The sequence below is a fragment of the Nesterenkonia sp. CL21 genome, assembly GCF_031705515.1.
Lineage (GTDB): Bacteria > Actinomycetota > Actinomycetes > Actinomycetales > Micrococcaceae > Nesterenkonia > Nesterenkonia aethiopica.
The window spans coordinates 26,878-51,516 of sequence record NZ_JAUTWR010000013.1 but is presented as its reverse complement, the minus strand read 5'-3'; the positions used below and the strand labels follow the sequence as shown (position 1 = coordinate 51,516).

The 24,639-nt window shown below is 70.5% G+C and carries 14 protein-coding genes; 9 read left to right on the top strand and 5 right to left on the bottom strand.

Going from position 1 to position 24,639, the window contains the following annotated elements:
- Positions 1 to 4 precede the first annotated feature (4 nt).
- The gene (locus Q7C18_RS15315; protein WP_311026111.1) at positions 5 to 460 is read right to left on the bottom strand and encodes a hypothetical protein; all 456 of its coding nucleotides are present in this window, start codon (positions 458 to 460) and stop codon (positions 5 to 7) included.
- A 200-nt stretch (positions 461 to 660) separates the two neighbouring features.
- Between Q7C18_RS15315 and Q7C18_RS15310 the strand changes: the two genes are divergently transcribed.
- The 9 genes from Q7C18_RS15310 (at position 661) to Q7C18_RS15270 (ending at position 18,125) form a co-directional block, all read left to right on the top strand.
- On the top strand, positions 661 to 3,135 hold the full coding sequence (locus Q7C18_RS15310) for an acylphosphatase (protein WP_311026110.1): 2,475 nt from the start codon (positions 661 to 663) through the stop codon (positions 3,133 to 3,135).
- 329 nt (positions 3,136 to 3,464) lie between these two features.
- Positions 3,465 to 3,890 (top strand): hypothetical protein, encoded by a 426-nt coding sequence (locus Q7C18_RS15305; protein ID WP_311026109.1) that lies wholly within the window; start codon positions 3,465 to 3,467, stop codon positions 3,888 to 3,890.
- Positions 3,887 to 6,796, top strand: coding sequence for a glycosyltransferase (locus Q7C18_RS15300; protein WP_311026108.1), 2,910 nt, complete (start codon positions 3,887 to 3,889; stop codon positions 6,794 to 6,796). The genes Q7C18_RS15305 and Q7C18_RS15300 overlap by 4 nt, the downstream gene beginning before the upstream one ends.
- A complete protein-coding gene (locus tag Q7C18_RS15295; RefSeq protein ID WP_311026107.1) occupies positions 6,793 to 9,579 on the top strand; it encodes a glycosyltransferase family A protein in 2,787 nt (928 codons plus the stop codon). Before Q7C18_RS15300 ends, Q7C18_RS15295 begins: the two co-directional genes overlap by 4 nt.
- Positions 9,576 to 10,676 carry an ATP-grasp domain-containing protein gene (locus Q7C18_RS15290; RefSeq protein ID WP_311026106.1) on the top strand — a complete coding sequence of 367 codons (1,101 nt, stop codon included), beginning with the start codon at positions 9,576 to 9,578 and terminating at the stop codon, positions 10,674 to 10,676. The genes Q7C18_RS15295 and Q7C18_RS15290 overlap by 4 nt, the downstream gene beginning before the upstream one ends.
- A 172-nt stretch (positions 10,677 to 10,848) precedes the next feature.
- Positions 10,849 to 11,472, top strand: coding sequence for a hypothetical protein (locus Q7C18_RS15285; protein ID WP_311026105.1), 624 nt, complete (start codon positions 10,849 to 10,851; stop codon positions 11,470 to 11,472).
- A gap of 38 nt (positions 11,473 to 11,510) precedes the next feature.
- Complete coding sequence (locus Q7C18_RS15280; RefSeq protein ID WP_311026104.1) at positions 11,511 to 14,216, top strand: glycosyltransferase; 2,706 nt, start codon at positions 11,511 to 11,513, stop codon at positions 14,214 to 14,216.
- On the top strand, positions 14,213 to 16,981 hold the full coding sequence (locus Q7C18_RS15275) for a glycosyltransferase family A protein (RefSeq protein WP_311026103.1): 2,769 nt from the start codon (positions 14,213 to 14,215) through the stop codon (positions 16,979 to 16,981). The genes Q7C18_RS15280 and Q7C18_RS15275 overlap by 4 nt, the downstream gene beginning before the upstream one ends.
- A gap of 88 nt (positions 16,982 to 17,069) precedes the next feature.
- Positions 17,070 to 18,125 carry a hypothetical protein gene (locus Q7C18_RS15270; protein ID WP_311026102.1) on the top strand — a complete coding sequence of 352 codons (1,056 nt, stop codon included), beginning with the start codon at positions 17,070 to 17,072 and terminating at the stop codon, positions 18,123 to 18,125.
- Here Q7C18_RS15270 and Q7C18_RS15265 read toward each other — a convergent pair whose 3' ends face one another.
- From Q7C18_RS15265 to Q7C18_RS15250, 4 genes are all read right to left on the bottom strand, one after another.
- Positions 18,126 to 19,061: an alpha/beta hydrolase gene (locus tag Q7C18_RS15265; protein WP_311026101.1), complete on the bottom strand. Its 936-nt coding sequence runs from the start codon at positions 19,059 to 19,061 to the stop codon at positions 18,126 to 18,128.
- A 100-nt stretch (positions 19,062 to 19,161) separates the two neighbouring features.
- The gene (locus Q7C18_RS15260; protein WP_311026100.1) at positions 19,162 to 20,604 is read right to left on the bottom strand and encodes a hypothetical protein; all 1,443 of its coding nucleotides are present in this window, start codon (positions 20,602 to 20,604) and stop codon (positions 19,162 to 19,164) included.
- Between the two features lie 17 nt (positions 20,605 to 20,621).
- The gene (locus Q7C18_RS15255; protein WP_311026099.1) at positions 20,622 to 23,339 is read right to left on the bottom strand and encodes a hypothetical protein; all 2,718 of its coding nucleotides are present in this window, start codon (positions 23,337 to 23,339) and stop codon (positions 20,622 to 20,624) included.
- Positions 23,340 to 23,457: 118 nt separating this feature from the next.
- Positions 23,458 to 24,636 (bottom strand): UDP-N-acetylglucosamine--LPS N-acetylglucosamine transferase, encoded by a 1,179-nt coding sequence (locus tag Q7C18_RS15250; RefSeq protein ID WP_311026098.1) that lies wholly within the window; start codon positions 24,634 to 24,636, stop codon positions 23,458 to 23,460.
- Between the last annotated feature and the right edge of the window lie 3 nt (positions 24,637 to 24,639).

Here is a 24,639-nt window from a genome sequence, read left to right as displayed (position 1 = left end):
GCCCTCAGCCCTGCTCGGGAGTCCGCGGGGCGGCCGAGACGTCGGTCGCTCCGGTGGACCCACCGGCGCCGCCGGGGAAGGACTCGTCGAAGAGCCTGCGCCGCATCTGGGCCTGGGCGGCCTCCTGCTGCTGCAGCAGCTGCGCCAGGCGCTGCTCATTGGCCCCGTGGGCCTCGAGCTCCTCCCGCACGCCGGCGATGACGTCCTCCGGGGAGATCTCCGGACGCGGTTCGCCGACCCGTCCCTCGTCAGAACGGGTCCTGGTGCGCAGGACGGCCCGGTGGATCACCGCGGCACAGCCGGCGATGAGCCCCTGAGTGGCCAGCAGCAGCACGACCAGCCCCACCGTGTCCTGGCCCAGCAGGATCGCGACGACGCCCCCGAGGGACACCACCGCCGTGGCCGCGAACACCGCGAGCAGCAGGCGCATCCGGCGCAGTCGCCGACCGATCATCATCACCTGTCCCACTCTCCATGGTTCGTCCGGAATCGACAGCATCATTCATATCAGAGCCGAGGCCCGCCGCGTCGCCGCCGCACCGCGTGGAGAGGCGGCTCACAGCCACTGATCAGGACGGGCGGCCACGTCGCGCCGCAGCATGCATCGCACGGTCAGCGGACCTCCAGCGACCACCCAGGATCCGGCCCCATGATGGCGGCGTGACGGAACCCCATGTCTACGAGATCGCTGCGCACATGGCCCCCTTCGGGAAGCGGCCGCTGAGCACCGTCCTGCTGGAGCGCGAATGCCTCCGGCACGGACTCACCACGCTGCGCAGCGGCGCCCTCACCTTCACCGCCGCCGACCCGGCCGGACGGCGCATGGCGTTCTCGCGGACCGGCTCGGTGCTGAACTCGAACCCGGCGGCGCCGGTGGCGCGGAACAAGCAGTCCACCCGGCTGCTCCTCGAGCAGGCCGGTGTGCCCGCCCCGCGGGGCCGGCGCTTCTCCCGGAACGGACTGCAGGCCGCGTTGGCCTTCGCGGAGCAGATCGGCTGGCCGGTGGTCTGCAAACCCGTCGAGGGAGCTGAAGGCCGGGGCGTGGTGACCGGCATCCGCGATGCCGAAGAGCTGCGCTGGGCATTCCGCGCGGCCGTGGATGCGGCCCGCGGGGCCCGGGAGGTCCTGGTGGAGGAGCACATCGAGGCCGAGGCCTACCGGGTGATCGTGCTGGAGGGGGTGGCCGTCTCCGCGCTGATCAGCCGACGCGGCGCCGTCGTCGGCGATGGTGAGCACACTGTGGAGGAGCTCATCGACGCCCGCCAGCGCCTGCGCGAGATGAACCCGCATCTCATCGGGCGACCCATCCCCCGGGGTGAGCCGTTGGAGCGGCTGCTGGCCCGGCAGGGTGCCGCCCTCGACACGGTCCTGGAGCCGGGCGTCCGGGTGGAGTACTCCTACGGCTCGAACACGCACCAGGGCGGAGAGCATGAGCAGGTCCTCCAGGACATGCACCCGTCCCTGATCGATGCCGCCTGCCGGGCGGTTGCCCAGATCCCGGGACTGGGGTCCGCCGGAGTGGACTTCCTCATCGAAGACATCACCCGACCCGTGGACCAGCAGCGGGCCGCGATCTGCGAGATCAACTCGGTGCCGGCCATCGACTCCCATGAGTACCCCGTCTACGGTCCGGCGCTCCCAGTCGCCGCGCAGATGGTCTCGCGGGCCGCCGCGGCGGCGGGCCTGCGGCTGAGCACGCCGGAGAGCGACAAAGTCGAGGAGGCCGAGGAGGCCGAGAAGACCGAGACGACTGAGAAGGCCGACACCCTCAGCGTGGAGATGACCATCACCGGACGGCTGCCGCGACGCGAGCACGCCGAGTGGTTCACCGACCAGGCCCGTGCGATGGGACTGCGCGGCACGTATCGTCGCCTCGACGAGCGCACGGCGCGGGCCGTGGTCGCGGGCCCGGCCGAGCATGTGGGCGTCTTCCTGTCGTTGGCCTATGAGGGGTCGGCGCGCTCGACCGTGCGCACGATCGAGTCTCGCCCCTGCCCGACCCCTGCGGAGAGCGGCTTCGCCGTGCTGCCCGACGGCGCCCCGTCGGTCTCCACCGCCGAGCCGCTGCCGGGGGAGGCCGCCCGCGGCGCGCTGCGCGGTCACGAGGAGGACACCTGGCTGGTCCACACCGCCCTGCTGGAGGCCGGGCTGAGCACCCGAGCGCTGCCCGGGGGCTCTCTGGCCGCGTCGCCCCGCGGCACCCGTCCGGGCCCCGATGTGCCCTCGGTCCCCTTCACCCACATGCGGTCGGTGGGCGCCACCTTCGGCGGCGGGTCGATGACCCGGGATCGTGCGGTGCTGTGGCCGGTGCTGGAGGCCCGCGGGGTGCCGACGCCGCAGTGGCGCCGGTTCCGCGTCGGCGCCGTCGAGCTGATGACCGAGTTCGCCGAGACCCTCGGCTGGCCGGTGGCGATCGGGGCGCGCGGCAGCGCGGACGACGCCGTCGCCGAGGATGCGGCCGCCTTGGCCGCCGCCGCACGCGTGAGGGCCGAGGAGGGACGACGCTCCGTGATCGTCTCCTCCTGCCGACCCGGCCGACGCGTGGATCTGCTCACCACGGACAGGGCCGTGCTGGCCGCGGTGGAACCGGGACCCGACGGCGGCACCGTCATCCCCGTGGAGCGGCTCTCCCCCGGACTGCGCGGGATGGCGCTGCGGGCCTTCGCCGAGGTCCCCGGTGTGTCACTGGCCCAGGTCCGACTCGCCGTCAGCGACCCGGAGGCCCCACTGGGGGCACAGCAGACCGTGGTGGTGGAGGACATCGCGCCGCCGCGGCCGCTGAGCACGTTCAGCGCCGACGGGTACCGCGATGCGCTGTCCCTGGCCCGCACGCTCGTCGGCCAGGAGCTGGACCGTGCCGGACTCGTCGACAGGGACGCCGGCACGGAGGCAGGTCAGGTCGAACAGACCCGGCAGCTGGTGGCCCTCGGCGTCCCGGCCCCCGAAGAGGCCGCTCAACGGCTGGAGGACCGCGCCGCCGTCGTCGGCTGCCGGTGCGACGCGGCCCAGGTCGACCGCGAGGAGGCCACGTTGCGGGCGGAGGTCTCCGGCCGACCCGCCGAGCTCGCGCTGCTCGCCTGCCTGCTCCTCTCCTCGCGCAGCGGACCCCGGGCCGACGCCGTGCTGCTGGGCTGACGGCGGGGCGGTCCTGGTGGTGAGGCCTCTCCGGCGGGCCGGCCCTGTCACCGACGCGCGTTAGACTCTCCTCGCAGGCATCACGACGGTCCTGCCCCGGCCCCTCGCCTACCGGCGCGGCGGGCGGGTTTGTAGACTGAGAGCGACTGTGGCCTGCTCAGGGGCCGGCCCCAGTCGCAGAATCACGCATGCGGATGGACGGACGCTTCCCGGACGGGACGCAGCAAGGATGCGCTCCGTCGCCGCAGAGGCCGACCATGAGGAGTCCAGCAGCTATGACGGGAACGGTCACGGAACCCCCGAATGAGCGCACACAGGAGCTGACGCCCGTGCCGGAGCTGACCCCTCCGACCTCGGGCGACCAGCTGGACCCCCTGGTGGTGCAGCTCCTCGAGCAGCACCGGGCCCTGCTGCGCGAGCTGCAGTGGGCCTATAAGCAGCTGGACACCTTCCACCGCCTGGAGGTCGAGGGCGTGCTGAAGGACCTGTCCCGCAGCATCGATGAGAAGATGGCCGACCGCCAGCTCACCAAGAAGGTCGAGCGGCTCTCCAAGGACGTGGAGAAGCTCACCCGGGACGTGAAGTATCTGCGCCGGAACACCCCGGAGCTGTCCTCCCGGTTCACCCGCAGCGCCCGGCGCGCCGTCGCCGTGGCCGCCACCGACCCCAAGCGCGCGGCCCGTGCCGCGGCCCGCCGCCTGCCCCGCCCCGTGAAGGACCGTCTCAAGCGCCTCGCCGGAGGCGCCGGCCGATGACGTCGGAGCCGAACACCCTCCAGTACCGCATCGCTCAGCTCGAGCAGGGGCTGGAGCTCTTCGACACGCTCAGCTCCGAACCGGCGGCCGCGACGGCCCCCTTGGAGGATCTGCTCCAAGACTCCCGCTTCCGCCAGCTCTCCCCTCTGCGCGCCACCCCGTTCACCCACGGCGCGCTCAACGCGGAGGAGCTCCTGGAGAGCATCCGGCCCGCCATGGAGGCGCTGCCTGCCGGGGAGATGGGCATCTCCCGACCCCACAGTCGGCTGCGCATCGCCGTGGTCTGTGACAGCTTCTTCTACCAGTCCATGGACGGCCTGGTGGACCTGCTGCCGCTGAAGCCGAAGGACTGGCGGGCCCACCTCACGCAGGAGAACCGTCCCGACCTCCTGCTGGTCGCGGCCACATGGAAGGGCGTGGACGGCAAGTCCTGGATCGGCAACGCCCGGCCCGGCTCCTGGCGACGGCGGCAGCTGACCGACGTCATCATGCGGACCTTCCGCGAGCACGGCGTCCCGGTGGTCTACTACGGCAAGGAGGACCCGCCGAACTACGAGCTGTTCCTCTCCCTGGCCCAGGCCGCCGACCACATCCTCACCACCGCCGAGGAGATGGTCCCCCAGTATGAGCGGGACTGCCCCGACGCGCAGAGCATCGGAGTGCTGCCGTTCGGGGTGAACCCCCTGGTGCACACCCCCATCGGCTCCCGTCCGGCCGCCGGAGAGCTGATCCACTTCGCCGGGTCCTGGCTGCCGGAGAAGTACCCGCAGCGCACCACCTACGGGTCCTGGGCACTCAACGGCGTCATCCAGTCCGGCTACCCGCTGGTGATCATCGACCGGCACTCCGCCTTCGAGCCCAGCCCCTACGACCGTCGCTACAGCTACCCCCGCGGCTACGCCCCCTACATCGCGCCGGCCCAGCCCCGCGAGGATCTCATGGAGCTGCAGCGGGTCACCGATGTGGCGGTCAATCTGAACTCGGTGGTCGCCTCCCAGTCGATGTTCGCCAACCGGGTCCTGGAGCTGCAGGCCTCCGGGACGATGGTGATCTCCACCTACAACCAGGGTGTGAACTCGTTCTACCCGCAGGTGCACATCGCCAACTCTGCCGACGACGTCGCCGCGATGCTGAACTCCATCACCCTGGAGGAGCTGCGGCGCGTCCAGGGTGACGGCATCCGGAAGGTGTTCCTGGACGACCACGCCATCAACCGGCTGGCCGCCATCGCCCGTGCCGCCGGGGTCACGCCGCCACAGGACAGCGAGCGCATCCTGGCGGTCACGGACCGGCCCACCGAGGCGCTGGCGCGGGAGATGGCCGAGCAGACGCACTCCGAGATCCCGCTGACCACCTGGGACCGCCTGGCCCAGCACGACGGCGACTACGACATCCTGCTGCCGGTCACCCCGGATCGGCATTACACCCCCCGATACGCCGCCGACCATGCGGCGGCCTTCGCCTACCAGTCGGCGGGGATCACCACCAAGCTGGAGGGCACCGCGGCTGAGACCGACGACGACGCCCACCGCCACCACAGCGGGATCCGGCGACTGGAGCTGACGGCCTGGTGGCGCCCGAGCGTCGACGGCGTCGACTCCCCCGGCGCTCTGGCCTCCCGGGCGCGCGAGGCGAGGGTCTACGCGGTGGACCACCTGAACCATCACCCGGCGAACCGGGCGGTGACGATCTCGCCGAACACCGGGGAGCTCTCGGGCGTGGCCCAGGCGCTGAAGGACATCCAGGACGACCTGGTGTTCTCCAACGCCGACCCCGCCCAGCTGGGCCACTCCGCGCACGGACCGTTGGCCCGGCGCATCCTGACCCCACGCCGTCCCGCACCGGACCCGGTCCTCGGCGACGACCTCGACGGGGCCCGCCGGGAGTTCCGCGCCGTGGCCCAGCAGTACGGGCTGACGCTCACCGTGGTGGTGCCGGTGTTCAACAACGGGGACCATCTGCGGCACAAGTGCTTCGCCTCCCTGCGCCGCTCCACGATCTTCGACACCATGCATGTGCTGCTGATCGACGACGGCTCCACCGATGCCGCCACCACGGACACGGTGGAGGACCTGGCGCACACCTATCCGAACGTCTCCGCCTTCCACCACCCCCGGGGCGGCTCGGGTTCCGCCTCCCGCCCACGGAACACGGGCCTCCAGCTGGCCGCCACCGAGTTCGTCACCTACCTGGATCCCGACAACGAGGCCGTGGAGTCCGGATACACCAGGCTCTACGAGGAGATCGTGGATCACCCGGAGGTCGACTTCGCCCTGGGTCACATGACGCTGTGGCGGAACACCCCCACCCGGCGGCGCCAGAAGAACGTCAAGACGGTGAAGTTCCTCAGCAGCCTGGCCAAAGGCATGGAGGAGGACGAGCAGGGAAACCTCCTCAGCGACGACGACGTGCTGACCCGCACCGCGTTCATGCCGTTCAGCATCCAGGCGATGATCGCCCGCACCGACTGGCTGCGGGCCCTGGGCATCCGACAGCCCGTGGGCGGCGTGGGCCAGGACTCCTATTTCTCGCAGCAGATGCTGCACTACGCCCGACGCATCCGACCAGTGCGCACCAAAGTGCACACCTACTACAGCGAGGTCAGCGACTCCACGGTCAACACGGTCAGCGCCCGGCTGTTCCACCGGTATGTGACGCTGGAACGGGACCGGTGCGAGTGGCTGCGGTCGGTCGGCCTCCTCGAGGCGTACCGGCGGACCCGCCTGGAGGACTATCTGGTCACCTGGTATCTGAAGAAGCTGGCAGGGGTCCCGGCCGATCAGTGGTTGGAGGCCGCCCAGACCCTGGCCTGGATCGTGGATCTGTACGGGGGCTATGACGGCGACCGTCCCGAGATCCTGGCCTTCTATGACGCACTGCGGACCGGTGAGGAGAACGTTCGATGACCCGTCCGCCCACCGGAGAGTTCGCCTCCCGGATCGAGGAGCTGGACGCTGGACTCCGGGCCCTGGACGGCCTGGTCGCCGGCGGCGGTTCGCAGCGGTCCCTGCGTCGCACGCTGCTGCGTCAGGGAGCTCCGCACCCTTCGAGCCCCTTCGCTCGGGACGCCAAGGACGTCGGGGAGCTCATCGACCAGCTGACGCCGGTGCTGGAGGAGCTGCCGGCCGGCGAGCACGGCATCGCCGCCCCGCCCACCGGCCTGCGGGTCGCGGTCATCTGTGACGAGCCGCTGCTGCGCACGTTCTCCGGGCTGGCCGAGCTGACCCCGCTGACTCCGCGCCACTGGCGCACCCAGCTGGAGGAGTCCGGCGTTCCGGATCTGATGCTCATCACCCCGGTGGTGTCCGGGCCCGACGGCGGCTGGGCAGAGCTGGAGGACGCCACCTCCCTGCAGCGAGAGCTGCTGGTGGGGCAGATCCTGCCGCATGTGCGGGCACTGGGCGTCCCGGTGGTCTTCTGGGGCACGCAGGTGCCCCGCTTCTATCCGCAGTGGCGGCGCGTGGCCGCCGAAGCGGACCATGTGCTGACCACTACGGCGGAGCATCTGGACCGATACGCCGAGGACTGCCCGCGGGCGGAGTCGGTGGGGCTGCTGACCCTCGGAGTGAACCCGCTGCACCATTCGCCGATCGGCAGCCGACCGGCGGCCACCGATCTGATCCCGTTCTTCGGGACCTGGCACGAGCGGCTGTTCCCGCAGCGTCGGCAGTATGCCACCTGGCTGCTGGACGGTGTGCTGTACTCCGGACGTCCGCTGGCCCTGATGGACCGGCGTTCCCAGGACCCGTCCCGCACCGGGGAGACGGCCTGGCCGCCGCACTGCACCCCGTATCTGACCACCACCAGGTCCCGCGACCTGGTGGCTCGGCTGCACCGGGCCGCCGATCTGGGGATCGCTCTGAACTCGGCGGTCGCCTCGCAGACGATGTTCAGCGACCGGATCCTGGAGCTGGAGGCTGCGGGCACGATGGTGCTCTCCACCTACAGCCAGGGGGTGAACTCCACCCATCCGCATGTGCACATCACCCAGTCTCCCGAGGATGTGGCCGCCGCACTGGAGGTGCTGACGCTTCCCGAGCTGCGCCGGGCGCAGGGGGACGGCATCCGCACTGCGTTCCTGCAGCATCACGCCGCCGGCCGGCTGTGGGCTCTGGCCGCGGTCGCAGGGGCCTCCGGAGCCGCGACGCAGGCGCCGGGCGAGGTTTCCGTGCGTCGTGTGCTCGCCGTCGCAGAGGAGCCGACCGACGTCCTGGCCGATGATCTGGCCGGTCAGACGCTCGGTGCCGTCGAGCTGGTGAGCTGGGAGGAGCTCTCCCGGCGCGCTGCGGCGGGCTCCTCCGAGGTGGACATGCTGCTGCCGGTCAGCCCGTGCCGACGCTATGGCGCCACCTATGCAGCAGACCATCTGGCCACGTTCTCCCACCAGCGGGACTGCGTCTCCACCAAGCTGGCGATCGGAGGCTCGGAGGCCGAGGAGGCGGAGATCCTGCGGGCCGACACCGGCTCCCACCGTCACCGGGTGGGGGTGGAGGACCTCACGCTGAGCGCCTGGTGGCGTCCCGGACCGGATCGCCTGCTCTCCGCGGAGCGGCTGGAGCACATCTCCCGCAGCGTGCAGGCGTACGCGAGCGACGGCTTCGGGCACCGCCCCGCCGAGGAGCGGGTCAGCCTCCAGGGCCGAACCGGTGACGACGACGTCGAGGCCGTCGCCGCCGAGGTGCGACGCACCGCCGAGCGGCTGGGCCTGCGGCTGACCGTGGTGATCCCGGTCTTCGACAACGGCGAGCACCTGCGGCACAAGGCGTTCGCCTCGCTGCGCCGCTCCTCGATCTTCGAGCAGATGCATGTGCTGCTCATCGACGACGGCTCCCGGGGACGCGCCACGGTGGAGACCGTGGAGGAGCTGGCGCGCCGCCATCCGAACGTGACGGCGTACCGTTTCGCCGTCGGTGGCTCGGGCTCGGCGTCGCGGCCCCGTGACCTGGGAGTGCGGCTGGCCGCCACCGAGCACCTGGCGTTCCTGGATCCCGACGACGAGATGGTCTCCGACGGGCTGGCGAAGCTCGTGGCCGATCTGGACGCCCATCCGCAGGTGGACTTCGTGGTGGGGAACTTCACGCGCTGGTCCACCCGGCACCAGCTGCTGGACCATCATGCGGAGGTCCGGGAGATCTTCGCCGAACATCTCGACGGTCACGGCACCGTGGTGCTGCCTCAGAACCCCCACGAGCTGTGGGGCTTCCGTTCGCTGCGGATCCATTCCGCCGTGGTGCGCACCGCCTGGCTGCAGGGGCTGCAGCCGGTGCAGCCCCAGGGCGCGGCCGGACAGGACAACTTCCTGGCCCAGCAGATGATGCACCGCGCCCGTCGGATCCGCACGGTGGACGTGCCGGTCAACGCCTACTACAGCGAGGTGGCCGGCTCCATGGTCAACTCGGTGTCTCCGCGGTACTTCCGCAAGTACGTGCCGCTGGACCGGGCGCGGGCGGACTGGCTCCGGGAGCACGGCCTGCTGGAGACCTACCGCCGCACGCGGTTCGAGGGCTACACGGTCAACTGGTACCTGAAGAAGCTCCGGCTCGTGCCGGAGGACGAGTGGCTGGAGGCTGCGGAGGCGATCGCGGAGATCCTCTCCTTCTACGGCGACCACGAGTGGACCGATCCGGCGGCGCTGGCGTTCTTCGACGACCTTGCGGCCGCCCGCGCAGCGCGGAGGGGAGACCGATGACTGACCAGGCAGAGAGCCTCGACCTCCCAGAGCACCCTGCACCGCCGGAGCCCGCCGAGCGGACCGGCGATGCGAATCTGGACTTCGTGCGCACACAGCTGGCACATCGGCATCTGCAGTTCACCCCGGTGCCCTCCTGGCCGGGGCACCGCCGAGCCCTGAAACAGGAGGCGGTGCGACGCGGACTGACCGTCAGGGACGCGGAGAAGGCCAGCTACTTCTTCGACGGTGGCCGCTGCGTGGGCGGCACGGTGGGGCTGATCAGCACCCTGGCCGGGTACTCCGCCGTGCGCACCACCGGGTCCAAGGCCCTCACCAAGGATCTGCTCTCCCGGGCGGGTCTGCCGGTGCCGCAGGGGCGGCACTTCGGTGCCAAGCGGCTGGAGTCCGCGGTGTCCTGGTGGGCCGACCAGACGCAGGCAGGGTCGGCGGGCGACGTCGTCGTCAAGCCGGTGGACGGCAACGCCGGCCGCGGAGTCAGCGTGGAGGTGCGCACCGAGGAGCAGCTGCGAGCCGCCTGGCAGCTGGCCCGCCGGGAGTCCAGCCGCAAGCAGATCATCGTGGAGCAGCAGGTGGCGGGAGTCGACACCCGGGTCTTCGTGGTCGGCCGACGCGCCGTGGCAGCCACCGTGCGCGTGCCGGCCCACGTGATCGGCGACGGCACCCGCAGCGTGGCCTCGCTGGCCGAGGAGTATGAGCAGGCCCGCACGGTGCACACGTACCTGTCGTCCCGGCCGACATACCTGGACGTCGGCCTGCTGGGGCGTCGCGGCGTCGCCCTCGACGACGTCCCGGCGCCCGGGGAGGTGGTCTTCCTCAACGGGACGGCGAACGTCTCCCAAGGCGGGGTCACCGTAGACGTGACCGAGCAGATCCATCCCCAGCTGCTGGATCTGGCGGTCCGGGCCGTGGACGCCTTCCCGGACCTGCGGGCCGCTGGGGTGGACCTGCTGGTCCCGGATCTGGGCGCTCCGGAGGGTGCCACGGTCATCGAGATCAACACCTCGGCCAACTTCTCCATCAATCAGGTGCCCGGCTACGGCCCGCCCCGGGACGTGGCGGCGGCGATGCTGGAGGAGATGCTGACCGGCCGATGAACGGCCTTCCAGCAGTTGAGAACCCCCAGCCGTCCGCCCGGAGAGGTCTGCGGAGGCGTTTAGACTGAGTGGCACGGAAGCTGGGGGAGGCTTCCGGGGCAGAGCATGCGCTGATCACGGCATGCACAGAACACAGCACACCTTTGATGACTGGACGGACAAGGAGTCACGCGTGAGTGCAGGGGCAGCAACGGACCATGAGGCGACGATCCTCGAGGGGACGACGGAGACCACCGCAGATGAGGTGAGCGCCGCCCAGTCGGCGCCTGCCGAGGAGCCCATGCCGGAGGTGGTCGAGGCGCTGCTCGATCAGCAGCGGGCCCTGCTGCGCGAGCTGCAGTGGACGTATCAGCAGCTGGACACGTTCAACCGGAACGAGACCCAGCGGGTGCTGAAGAACCTGGCCTCGAAGATCGCCAGCTCGCCGGCCGTCTCCGACGAGCGGCTGGGCCAGGCGGAGAACACGCTGCGCAAGGAGATCCGCAGGGCCGGGAACTACGCCCAGCGCGTCCCGTCCGGCTTCCCGAAGCGGTTCCAGGAGCTGGAGCGGCGTCTCGACGGCGTCGAGCAGCGGCTGGGGTCGTTGGAGAAGCGGCTGACCGCCCTGGAGAAGCCGCTCGCCGCACTGAGCACATCCCTGAAGAAGGTGGACCGCTCGGTGGACCGTCTGGTCCGGGCCGAGCAGGCCCGGGGGGCGGTGCAGCGTTCGGTGAAGCGTGCGGTGCGGACCGTCACTCCGGAACCCGTGCTGCGGCGCGTGCGCCAGTCCGGCCCCCGGACGGATGCGGGCCAGTGAGCGGGGCGCCGCACTCGGTCAGGTTCCGACTCGGACAGGTGCGACGCCGTCTCCAGCAGTTTGAGGAGGTCAGCTCCGGGCTGCGCCCGCGCACCTCGCTGCTTGAGCCGGTCTCCTCAGCGGAGGTCACCGCACCGGTCTCCACCCCGTTCGTCCATGACGTCCGGGACGCCCGCGAGCTCTTCGAGTCTCTGCTGCCGCAGCTGCGTCAGCTGCCCGCCGGTGAGATGGGCATCTCGCGGCCCCACACGGGACTGCGCATCGCGATCATCTCTGACAAGTTCCTCTTCGAGTCCTTCGAGGGCCTGGCTGATCTGGTGCCGGTCACTCCCCGGAATTGGGAGGAGCCGCTGCAGCAGGAGCGGCTCCCGGACATCCTCCTGGTCGCGGCCACCTGGCGCGGGCTCAACGAACGCTCCTGGCGGGGCCTGTCGAATCCGGAGTCGAACCGTCGCCGGCTGACGGTCGAAGAGATCATGCCGGCGTACCGTCGGCGGGGGATCCCGGTGGTGTTCTACGGCAAGGAGGACCCGCCGAACTACTCCTCCTTCGTGGGGCTGGCCCAGGCCGCCGACCACATCTTCACCACGGCCGCGGAGATGATCCTGCACTATGAGCGGGACTGCCCGCAGGCGCAGAGCATCGACGTGCTGCCCTTCGCGGTGAATCCCCTGGTGCACTCGCCCATCGGATCCCGCCCGGCCGTGAGCGACCTGGTCCACTTCGCCGGGTCCTGGCTCCCGGAGAAGTACCCGCAGCGCAGCCGCTACGGCATGTGGGCCCTGAGCGGCATCGCCCTGTCAGACCGGCCGCTGGTGATCTTCGACCGTAACTCGGACCTGTTCCTGGGCGATCCTCGCTACGCGTTCCCCACCGGCTACGCCCCCTACATCGCCCCGGCCCGGGACCGCGAGGATCTGATGCTGCTGCAGCGCGGCACGGACATCGCGGTGAACCTGAACTCGGTGGTGGCCTCCCAGACGATGTTCGCCAACCGGGTGCTGGAGCTGCAGGCCACCGGCACCATGGTGATCTCCAGCTACAACCAGGGCGTGAACTCCTACTACCCGCAGGTCCACATCGCCAACTCCACCCGGGATGTGGCCGCGATGCTGGAGTCCCTCACCCTGGAGGAGCTGCGGCGCATCCAGGGAGACGGCATCCGGAAGGTCTTCAGCGACGACCACGGCGTGAACCGGCTGGCTGCCATCTGCCGGGTGGCCGGAGTGCCGGAGCCGCAGGACCATGACGTGGTCCTCGCCGTGGCCGAGGACCCGACGCCGCAGCTGGCCCGAGACCTGCAGCATCAGACGCATTCGGCGGTGGAGCTGGTCTCCTGGGACCAGCTGCCGCAGCGGCGAGGGGACTTCGACATCCTGCTGCCGGTCTCGCCGTACCGGCGCTACTCCCCCACCTATGTGGCCGACCACGCCGCCTCCTACGCCTACAGCGCGACGGCTGCCAGCCACAAGCTCGCCGGCGACGCCGAGCAGACCGACCGCCTGGCGCACCGGCGCCACCGGGGTTCCGCGGACCTGCCGGACCTGTCGCTGTCCTCCTGGTGGCGGCCGGCCGCCGAGCAGCTGGCCTCCCCTGAGGCGCTGCGGCGCCACGCGGAGACCGCGGAGATCTATGCCATCGACCACCTGGGGCACCGGTCCGCCGAGGACGCGATCACCGTCTCCACCCCGGCCCCCGGGGACGCGCCGCTGTACCGGGGCGATGATCTCGAGCAGAAGGCCGCCGAGTGCCAGGCCCTGGTGGAGGAGCTGGACCTGAAGCTGGCCGTGGTGGTGCCGATCTACAACAACGCCGACCATCTGCGGCACAAGGCGTTCCAGTCGCTGCGGCGCAGCCGGAGCTTCGAGACGATGCACGTCCTGCTGGTCAACGACGGCTCCACCGACATGCACACGGTGGACACGGTGGACGAGCTGGCCGCCGCCTGGCCCAACGTGACCGCGTTCCATCACGCACCGGGCGGCTCCGGCTCGGCCTCCCGGCCACGGAACACCGGCCTGGCCCTGAGCTTCACCGAGTTCGTCACCTATCTGGACCCGGATGACGAGGAGTACCGGGACGGATACTCGGTGCTCATGGAGGCGCTCGAGGAGCAGCCGGAGGCGGAGTTCGCGGTCGGGGACATGATCCGGTGGCGCAGCGGCCGCAAGCACATGCACTATGTGAGCCACATGGAGCGCCACATCGAGGAGCGTGACGGGCTGCTGCGGCCCACCCGATCCTCCCTGCGAGAGCTGGGCTTCGTGCCGGTCTCCATCGAGGCCGTGGTGGCCCGCACCTCCTGGCTGAGGTCACTGGGCCTGGTGCAGCCGGTCGGCGCCACCGGCCAGGACACCTATTTCTTCCAGCAGATGCTCTACTACTCGACGGCGATCCTGACGGTGCCCAAGGCGGTGTACACCTACTACGGTGCGGTGGACACCTCCATTGTGAACGTGGTCTCGCCGCGCTATTTCCGCAAGTACCTGATCCTGGAGAAGGACCGGACCGCCTGGCTGCAGGAGACCGGCCTGATGCAGGACTACCGGGACACCCGCCTGGAGCCGTTCTTCCGTTCCTGGTATCTGGGCAAGCTGGACCAGGTTCCGGCGGACCAACGCGAGGAGGCCGCCGCCGTCGTCCGTGAGCTGGCCGCGCTCTACGGCGACCATGACTGGCAGGACCCGGACATCCGCCGCTTCCTGCAGCCGGATGAGGAGCACGTGAAGGAGATCGCCCGATGAGCCTGGACGTTCCTGCGACCCCGACGGCGGAGCTGTCCTCCCGGCTGCGTCAGCTGGAGCTCGCCTCCTCTCAGCTGGACCAGGTCCACGCCGGCCGGCTCACCGCCGAGGAGTACCTGCTCGACGCCGACCTGGCCGGGCCGCACCGGTCGACCCCTTTCGCCCACGGGGCGGCGGGCGCGGACCAGCTGCTGCGGCAGCTGCGGCCGGTGCTGGCCGCGCTGCCCGAGGGTGAGGAGGGCATCAGCCGGCCGCGCACCGGGCTGCGCATCGCGCTGATCGCCGAGCGGCACCTGGTCCATACGCTGGAAGGAGCGGCGGAGCTGGTCCATCTGGCGCCCACCGCCTGGCGGGGCGCACTCGACGCCGCGATCCAGGAGCGCCCGGACCTGCTGCTGGTGGCCCCCGTGCAGGAGGGGCGACGGGATGCGTGGAAGGGCGCAGGCGATCCCGGCACGTATGTGCGCCGTCGGATCACCGGTGCCATCATGCCGGCCTTCCGTGAGGCTGGGATCCCCGTGGTGTTCTGGGGGACCCAAGAGACCCGGTTCTATGACGACTGGGTGGACGTCGCCCAGCAGGCCGACCATGTGCTGACCGTCGCCGAGGAGCTGGTGGAGCGCTACGCCGCGGACTGCCCGCGGGCTAGGACGGTGGAGGTGATGCGTCCTGCGGTGAATCCGCTGCTGCACTCTCCGCTCGGCACCCGTCCGGCCTCGGCCGAGCTGGTCACCTATGCGGGCACCTGGCATGCGAAGCTCTTCCCCCAGCGCCGTGAGTATGCCGCCGCCCTGTTGGACGGGGTGATCCGTGCCGGCCGCCGTCTGGTGCTGCTCGATCCGCGGTCTCAGGCGGCGACCCGCGACGACCGGTTCTCTTACCCGCGTGGGTTCACCCCCTATCTTGCCTCCCGGCTGGGGCCGAAGAAGCTGATCGCCCTGCATCGGGCCGCGGATGCGGCCATCGCCCTGAACTCCACCGTGGCCTCCCAGACGGCGTGCTCCCCGACCGCTCTGACCCTGCAGGCCTGCGGCACCGCGGTGCTCTCCACGTACAACCAGGGGCTCAGCTCGGCCTATCCCCACGTGCATCTGGCGCAGTCCGCCGAGGATGTGGCCGCCCACCTGGAGACCCTGCCGCTGGAGGAGCTGCGGCGCATCCAGGCCGCCGGGCTGCGCACGGTGTTCCTGCATGACCACGTGGTGGACCGGCTCCATGATCTGGCCAGCGTCGCCGGGGTGGACGCCGGCACGGCGCGCCCCGCCGAGCCCAGGGTGCTGGCCGTCGCCGACCGGATCACTCCCGAGCTGTCCCACCAGCTGCACCGGCAGAGCATCGGTCCGGTGGAGCTGGTGACCTGGGAGCAGGCCCCTGCACGGGCCGGGACGGTCGAGATGCTGCTTCCGGTCTCCCCCGAGCGGGCCTACGGGCCGGAGTATGCGGCCGACCATCTGGCCGCCTTCGCCTACCAGTCGGCACCGGTGACCACGAAGCTCGAGGGCCCGGCGGAGTCCGCCGACCGGTGGGCGCATCGACGTCTCGACGGCGACGCCGCGCCCCTGGAGCTGACCGCCTGGTGGCGGCCGGAGCCGGCGCTGCTGGCGAACCGGGAGCGGCTGCGCGCCGCGCGCCGGGAATTCGCCGTCTACGCGATCGACCATGGCGAGCACGGGCCCGCTGACGGGGTGCTCGCCCGCAGCGCCGCGCCCCGGGATCGTGACGACGACGCGGCGGCCGTCGCCGTCGAGGTCCGGCGTCGCGCCGAGCAGCTGGGGCTGCGGCTCACCGTCATCGTGCCGGTGTACAACAACGGCTCCCATCTGCGGCACAAGGGCTTCGCCTCCCTGCGACGGTCCGCGCTGTTCTCCCAGATGCAGGTGCTGCTGATCGACGACGGCTCCACCGATGCGGTCACCGCCACCACGGTGGACGAGCTGGCAGCGGAGCACCCGAACGTGACCGCGTATCACTTCGCGCCGGGGGGCTCCGGCTCGGCCTCCCGACCGCGGAACCTGGGCATCCAGCTGACGGCCACCGAGTACGTGGCCTATCTGGATCCCGACGACGAGATGGTCTGCGGGGGTCTGGCCCGACTGGTGGAGGAGCTCGATGCCCACCCGGAGGCGGACCTGGCGATGGGCAACGTGCTGCGCTGGTCCACCCGGAGACTGCGCATCGACCATCACCAGGAGCTCCAGGAGGTGTTCGGCGAGTCCGCTGACGACACCCCGGCTCCCGACGCCGCCGGCACCCTGGTGCTGCCGAAGGATTCGCTGGCCCGGTGGGGATTCCGCTCCCTACGCATCCATGCGGCGGTGATCCGCACCTCCTGGCTGCAGCCGCTGGACCTGCAGATGCCGCTGGGTGCGCTGGGCCAGGACAACTACCTGTCCCAGCAGATGCTGCATCACGCCCGGCGGATCCGCACGGTGGACGTCGACGTCAACGCGTACTACAGCGAGGTCACCGGGTCGGCGGTCAACGCCGTCTCCCCCCGGTACTTCGCCAGGTACCTGCCCCTGGAACAGGACCGGGTGGCCTGGCTGCGCGAGGAGGGCCTGCTGGAGGACTACCGGCGGACCCGCCTGGAGGGCTACGTGGTCAACTGGTACCTCAAGAAGCTCGGCCTGGTCTCCTCCGAGCAGTGGCGGGAGGCGGCCGAGCACATCGCCGAGATCCTGGCCCTCTACGAGGACGGCCCGTGGACCAGGCCGGAGATCGACCAGTTCCTGACCGACCTGCGGACCGCCGTGGAGAACGACTGACCCCTGCGTCGACCCCGACCTTCGACCTGACCTTCGACCCACGCTCCAGGGCTGAGAGGACACCCGGAGCCGCTATGAGGAGACCCCTGTGACGATCGCTCACCTGGCCCCGCACCGCCGCTTCATCGAGCGGCACATCGCCCCCCGGTACCGGGAGATGAACACCTACGCCGAGTGGCCCGGCCACCGGGGCGGCATCATGGCCGGCGCCCGAACCCGCGGCATGGAAGTCATCGAGCACGGCAAGACCGCTATGTTCTTCCGGGACGGCACCCTGGTGGGTGGGCTCAACCGCTTCGCCCCCTCCCTGACCGGCGGCCTGGCCGAGCGGGTGTGCCTGTCCAAGACACTGACCAAGGTCGCCCTGGACCAGGCAGGGGCCCCGATCCCCCAGGGGGTGTTCCTCACGGTCCGGCAGCTGCCGGCCGCGCTCGAGCATCTCAGGAGCGTGGACTTCCGCCCCCTGGTGCTCAAACCCTCGGACGGCAACGCCGGCCGCGGGGTGACCACGAACATCACCACCGAGGAGCAGATGCGCTCCGCCTGGGCCCAAGCACGCCGGGAGACCGCCAACGGCCGCCTGATCCTGGAGGACCACGTGGAAGGCATCGACCTGCGTACCTACGTGGTCGAAGGAGAGCTGATCGGCGCCGCCGTGCGGGTGCCCGCCCATGTGGTGGGCGATGGGACCACCAGCGTGTCCGGGCTGGTCGAGGAGCTGACCACCATGCGCTCCTCGCACGCCTACCTACGGTCGAAGAAGCTCATGGTCGATGATGCCGTGCTGGCCGCCCAAGGTCTGGAGAAGCAGGACAGCCCCGCCCAGGGCCAGGTGGTGCTGCTCAACGCGGAACCCTACCTGGGGACCGGCGGCATCAATGTAGACGTCACCGAGGAGCTGCATGAGGACCTGGCGCGGCTCTCGGTGGAGACGGCCGCGGCGATCCCCGGGCTGCACGCCGTCGGCCTGGACCTCATGGTGCCCGATGTGCGCAGCGGCGAGGGCGCCTACATCACGGAGCTGAACTCCCGGGCGAACCTGTCGATGAATCAGTGGCCCGCCTACGGGACCGGACGCGAAGTCACAGCCAGAATCCTGGACGCCATGGAGCGGATCGGCGCACCCGCCCCGGCCGGAGGCTGATCACCTCAGGGCGGTCTCCAGGAACGAGAGGATCTCGCCCGCGACGTCGTCACGGATGGGCGGTTCGTTGTGCACCTCGTGGCGGTAGCCGCTGTAGACGCGGGTGCGGACCTTCCGGTTCCCGGACTCAGCAAGCGCGTTGGCCACATGGTAGGCGCCCTCGCCGTAGTTGGTGACGGGGTCCTGATCGCCGGCGAGGATCAGGACCGGCAGGTCGGTCGGGATCCTGGAAAGGGTCTGGGGGTCGTTCGACTCCCGGTACAGCGAGACGAAGTCATGCAGGAAGCGCAGAGAGAGCGGCTCGCCGAATCTGTTCAGCGGGTCCTGCGCGTGGTCGCTCACCACATGGCGGTCCAGCGCCACCCAGTCCGTGGGGCCCTGGACGTCCTCGTACCGCGCCAGGAATCCGTCGAACAGGGCGGGCAGGAACTCCTCTGCGGGGCGGGAGCCGTCGCCGTCTGCGATCGCGGCCTCGACGGCGGCGAGGTCCAGGGTGTCCATCGAACGCACCTGGGCGGCGATCCCGCCGAGCAGCAGTCCGGAGATCCCCTCAGGGTCCCGCGCGGTCAGCATGCGGGCGATGATCGAACCCCAGCTGTGGCCGAAGACGAAGTAGGGCAGGTCCGGGTGCTGGGCCGTGACGGACCTGCGGAGCGCGGCCTCGTCGGCGACCACGGCTTCGGCGCCTTCCGGTCCCGTGTCGGCCCACACCCCGGACTCCATGGCAGTCTTGCCATGGCCGGCGTGGTCGTCTGCGGCGACGATGAAGCCCTCGTCGAGGAGGCGCGTGATGAGCCGCAGGTAGCGGCGGGAGTGCTCACCGAGGCCGTGGATCACCTGGACGATTCCGCGTGGTGGGACGACGGGGGTGTAGATCCACGCGTGGATACGGTCCCGGCCGTTGTGGGAGGGGAAGTCGAACTCTTCGAGCGCCATCTCAGCTCCTTCACTGGCACGTCCGCAGGGCTTCCTGTCGATCCTAGCCGCTGGTGGCCCGCATCACTGCCGAACTGGGGCCACCGGACCCTCAGCCTCGTCACGGGTTCGGCGACGACAGGTCGAATCCCGGAGTGACCGGACCCTTCCATGGCTCCCCGCTCCCCCAGTCCACCCCGAGGACCTTTCCCGCATGCGCGGTGAAGGACCGCACCGCCCAGCGCGGACCGCAGACGATCATCTCGGTCTCCGTCTCGCCGTCGGCCGTGGTCCGGGCGGTCAGGGAGCCTGTGACACCGAGCTTCTTCACCCCGTAGACCAGCCGGGACCGCTGCCGGGAGGTGACCGTGATCCCGCCGGTCAGCCGGAAGCGCCGGCGATGGGCGAAACGATGGGCAGGCACCGGCGCGATTTCGACCTCAGAGGCCACACCGTCGCCGATCAGGTCCAGCACGGGACGCAACGGCCAGTGGAGCTGCGCGTCCGCCGCCCCTGGAGGCTGGGAGTCGGGGAACACGGCGTCGATGATCTCTCGTGGCACGTCCCGCCCGGTGCCCTCCCAGGGGTACATGTGGATCGCGATGCCGGGTCGGGAGTTGATCTCGATGACGGCACAGCTCTCCGGGGCGCCGTCTGCTCCTTCGGGAGAGTAGAGGACATCGACGCCGGCCACCACCAGCCCGGGGATGGCTCGGGCGGCGTTCTCAGCGATCGTGAGGACATGCTCGGGGAGCCGGCCCGTGACGTCGATGCTGTCTCCGCCGGCGCTGGCGTTCGCTTTGCCCCTCAGACGCACTGTCTGGCCGGCCGTCGGCACCGCGTCGAGGGCCAGGCCCTGAGCGGCGAGATACCGATCGGTCTCGGCGTCCCATCCGATCGAGGTGAGATGAGGGTTGGCCGCACGGGCGCGGTTCTTCGCCGCCACGAGCTCCTCCACGGTGTGGTCCCCGTCCCCCACGACGTTCGCGGGATCGCGACGACAGGCTGCCACCGCACGCCCGGCGACCACGAGCACGCGGTGGTCATCTCCCGGCACGTGGCGCTCCACGATGATCTGATCCACCGCCATCTCGTCGCGCAGGATGCGCAGGCAGGACTCCACGGTCGCGTCATCCCGGACGTCGGTGAAGACTCCCCGGCCCATGCTGCCTCTCGCCGGTTTGAGCACCACGGGCCATCCCTTGGCATGCACCGCGTCGTACAGCGCCTGCTCCGACTGGCGACTGACATCGACGACCGAGGTCTCCGGCGTCGGGACGCCTGCGGCAGCGAGGCGCTGGTTGGCGGCCGCCTTGTCCTGTTCGAGGACGACGGCGGTGTGGCTGGTCGTCGAGGGTCGCGACTTGTCGAATCGCACGGTCCGTTCCCCGTCGGCGACGGAGAAGCGCCGGATGCTGCCGTCGAGGACTCGCACCGTGAGCCCACGGCGCCAGGCCTCCAGAGCCAGAGAGTAGCTGACCAGCTTGTACCCCCAGGCATCTCGCATGATCTCCGGAGAGAAGGGTTCTGGGTGGCTCCCGGTGCGCACAGGCTCCAGCGTCACGATGTCGTCCTCCCCGGTCAGCCCTCGTCAGACTGGCGATCCGCCCGCAGCTCGGCGAGCTCCGCCTGGGCCTCCTCGAGCTGCCTCTTCAGGGCTGCGTTCTCCCGCTGGAGCTCCTTCTTGTGGCCGTAGGACTTCTCGCCGCGCTGGAACTCGGCCACCGGGATGCTCAGATCCGGTGCCCGCCACTTCTTGCCGTTGACGTAATAGCGCGCCAGACGGGGTTCGCTGCGTTCGATGATGGCCCGGAAGAGCCCCTTCTGCGCCCTGACGGCCTCCGGGACGTGCAGCATGAGCTGGATCATCCGCCGAGAGCCGTACATGGAGTACGTGTCGAAGGTGAAGTCGGATTCGACCAGGTGTGCCAGACCCCAGTAGGCGGTGCGGTGCTCCCACTGGAAGATGTCGCTGAGCAGATAGCCGTTGGGCACGCTGCGCAGCTGGGTGGAGTCGATGTACTCCTGGAAGGCCTCGATGCCGGGGCGGAAGGCTGAGCGGGGCTTCTTGGTCCGGCGCAGCGCGCGGCCGTGCTTGGTCAGCGTCGCCATCCGCTCCGCGCTGAAGTTGTGGTCCTCCGCGTGGTGCATCAGGTGCCCGTAGTGCCATTTGCCGATGCCGTTGACCTGGGAACGGATGTGGATGGCGTCATGCGGGAGCTTCCGGTGATACACCCAGGCGAGCTTGCGCATGTGCGCCCGAGGGCTGGCCTCCTCCAACACGGCACGGAACGCCTCCGGGGTGGGCTCCTCCTCGTCGAGGTGGAAGACCGTATGGTCGAGGTCGAAGCGCTCAGCGATGCGGGCGGCCAGCTGCCCGTCCCGGGACAGCATGCGCGCAGTGGCGTCGCCCTTCCGCTTCTCCTTCGAGTAGGTGAAGGTCTTCAGGGCGTCATAGTGCCCGTGGAACGCCGCCAGCGAGGTGCGGGTGTCCACCCCGGCACTCATGGACAGCAGGATCTGGCGGTCCTCGGCCAGCAGCAGGTCCCGCTGGATCTCCAGCTGCGGCAGCATCGCGTCCACCGCCTGGTCCACGGTGAGCGGGTCATAGGGGCGCGGGCCGATCCGGGTGATCTGCCCGGTGCCGACGGTGACCTCCGTGTTCGGCATGAGGAACCAGATGCCCTCATACTCGGTGGACCGGCCGGGCATGTCGAAGGACTGGGTGTCCCCGATCCACTTCGCGATCCGGCTCGGCGGGGCACCGGCGGCCGTGCCCACCAGGTTGATGTGGGACCCCAACAGCCGGGCCTCGGTGTCGTGGAACATCGCCCGGGCCCCGGAGCCGTCGGTCTGGGCCTTCAGGGTGCCGCCCTGACGGTCCAGCACCACGTACTGGCCGAACATGTCCTCCAGGTCGTCCAGGAAGCTCTCTCGGCTGACCGCCAGAGAGGCCGCCAGTCGACGAGCCACCTCGGCGGCGTCTGTGGTGCGCCAGCCGGTGTGGAGCACGTGCCCACAGACCAGCACCTCGGCGTCCCCCTGACGTGCCACCGCCAGAGCGGACCGGGGGTCCCAGTGGAAGGTGCCGCCGGCGAAGGCCACGTGCTCCCAGTGCTTGGCCGGGGCCTGCACGCTCCGGTCCCGGACGTAGAGGTAACCGCGGCTGTACCGCAGATGGCTGAAGTCCTCGCGCGGTTCGGCGGGTTCAGTCTGCCGGGGGCGGTGCTCCACGATCACAGCATCCGAGGAGCGGCATGCCCCCACGTCCGACGGCGGCCAGGGTGCCTGGCCCAGGCGGGGGCGGGACGACGCCGTGGCCGTCCGATCCGGTGCCGTCAGCCCGGCTCGGAGCTTCGCGAACTGCTGCTCGACCCACGTCTCGGTCTGGTGCGTCCGGGCCTGAGCCTCCAGCTCCGCCAAGGCGGCGGGACGGTCGGTCTGCGCATAGACCCTGCCCAGGCTCAGGACGGCGGAACGGGTGGGCCGAAGCCGCAGCGCCTCCACCAGGTGCCGCTCGGCTTCGGCCCATCGGCCCTGCCGGGCGAGCTCGCGACCACGTTCGGCATGATAGGTCGGCTCTCCCTCGGTCGGCAGCTCGATCGGCGGGACGATGTCCGCTTCGATGACGCTGACCAGAAACTCGTCCGCCAGTCCGTTCTCCCGCAGAACCTCCAGCACGCGGCGTCCGGTGTACGGGAACTGCAGATAGTCGCCCCCCGGGTACACCGGGCGGATGTGGTCCTCGATGAAGCGGACGTCCTCGTCCCGCTGCGGATCGCACAGGATGACAGGGGCCACCTGTGACGTCGGCTGCTCGCTGATCTCCCGGTGGCGGAACGGCTGCTCCCGATGGCGGCGGCTGCCCGCCGACGGGTGGGCGGGGTTCCGCGGTGAGGCCGCGATGACCTTCGCTCCGATCGCGCCGCCGTAGTAGACGGCGGCGTAGCCGCCCACCGCGGCGCCGTAGGCCACGACGCGGTCATGCTGGGCCGCCGTCTCGCCGACCGCGTCCACGAAGGCTTCGAGGGACAGGTCCTGGTACTGCGAGGAGGCTGCCCGGCTCACAAAGATGTAGTCGTAGCCGCGACGTGCCGCCAAACGGTGGCCGATCCCCCGGTCGGCGTCGCCCGAGTTCGGGCCGCCGAAGCCGATGAGCAGCACGCTGCTCGGCTCCTCGGCCGGCTGGTGGACGATGCGATGCCCCGGCTCGTCCGCCAGCACGGTCATCCCCCCAGACCGACGACGGCGCGGGCCGGTGCTCGGCCTCTGGTCATGCTGTGCTTCCGTGGACGTCATCGTTGCTCTCTCAGTTCCGTTCCCTCAGTGTCTCGCCGCTCCGCCGGTCTGCCTCCGACGGCGCAGACGCTCAGACTCGTATTGTCTCCGACAAGTGCTGTCTCAGTCTCGTGCTGTCTCAGTCTCGTGCTGTCTCGTGGTCGCCGTCGCCCAGGATCAGCCGGGCCGCCTGGGCTGCGCCGTCTCCACCAGGCCCTGCCGCGGACCCCCCGGCTGAGGAGGCGACCTCCGCACATCGACGGGCGAGCTCCGCCCGGATGCCGTCATCGGTCAGTCGGGCCAGCTGCTGCTCCAGGTCGGCGTGCGCATGCCGATCGTCGCAGGTCGGACGATGCAACAGACCGGTCCCCGTCTCGGACGCCCACCGCCCGCGGGCCTGCTGATCATCGGTGGCGGTCTCCGTGTTCGGCACCCAGAGGGCGGGGATCCCGGCCTGGTGCCATTCGTGGAAGGCGTTGTACCCGCAGGCGGAGACCACGACGTCGAAGGCGCGGGCGAATCGGGCCAAGGGGTACTCCCGGAGCGTCTCCACCTGCGTCCGGACATCCTGCGCTCGGCCGCGGGCGATCGGCGAGCGGGTGACCACCACCCGCCAGTCCGGGCGCTCCCGCCGGAACCAGTCGAGGATCGTCTCCTGCAGGCTGGAGGTGTCGTTGATGTTGCCGGCGCCCAGCGTCACCAGCGCCACGTCCTCACCCTCGTCGTAGCCGAGCTCGCGGCGGGCCTGGTGCCGGGTGAGGAGCTGCTCGTCGGAGAGCAGAGTGATCGGGGGCACCGGGGCCGCATCGTCACGGCCCGCGGTGACGCCGGCGTCGTGGTCTGCCGCCAGCTCCCCGGGCTCGATGATCTGGTCGAAGTGCCGGCCGCGCTCCAGCACGCCCTCCCCGACGTCGGGAAGCCACATGCCCCGACGCATCCAGACGGCGCGCAGGTCGCGTCCCTCCATGGCACGCAGCAGCCCGCGGTAGGGCTGGGTGCCGTCGAAGACGAGCGTGTCCGGCTCCAGGGCGTCCAGCAGCAGGGACAGCCGTCCGTGGAGATAGCCCTCCCACGCGGTCCATCCCATGTTCAGCGCTGAGGGAGAGCTGATGTATTCGTACGGCATGTCATAGCGGCCCACCACGGAGACGCCGGTGGACAGCGAGGCGAAGGTGACGTCGGTCTCCGGGGGCATGCGGGTGGCCACGGCGAGCATCCTGGTCAGATGCCCCATCCCGGATCCGTTGCTGGTCACCACCAGGATCCGACGCCGCACCTCGGCCCGTGCCTCGGCCCGCACAGGGTGCTGTGCTGTCATGAC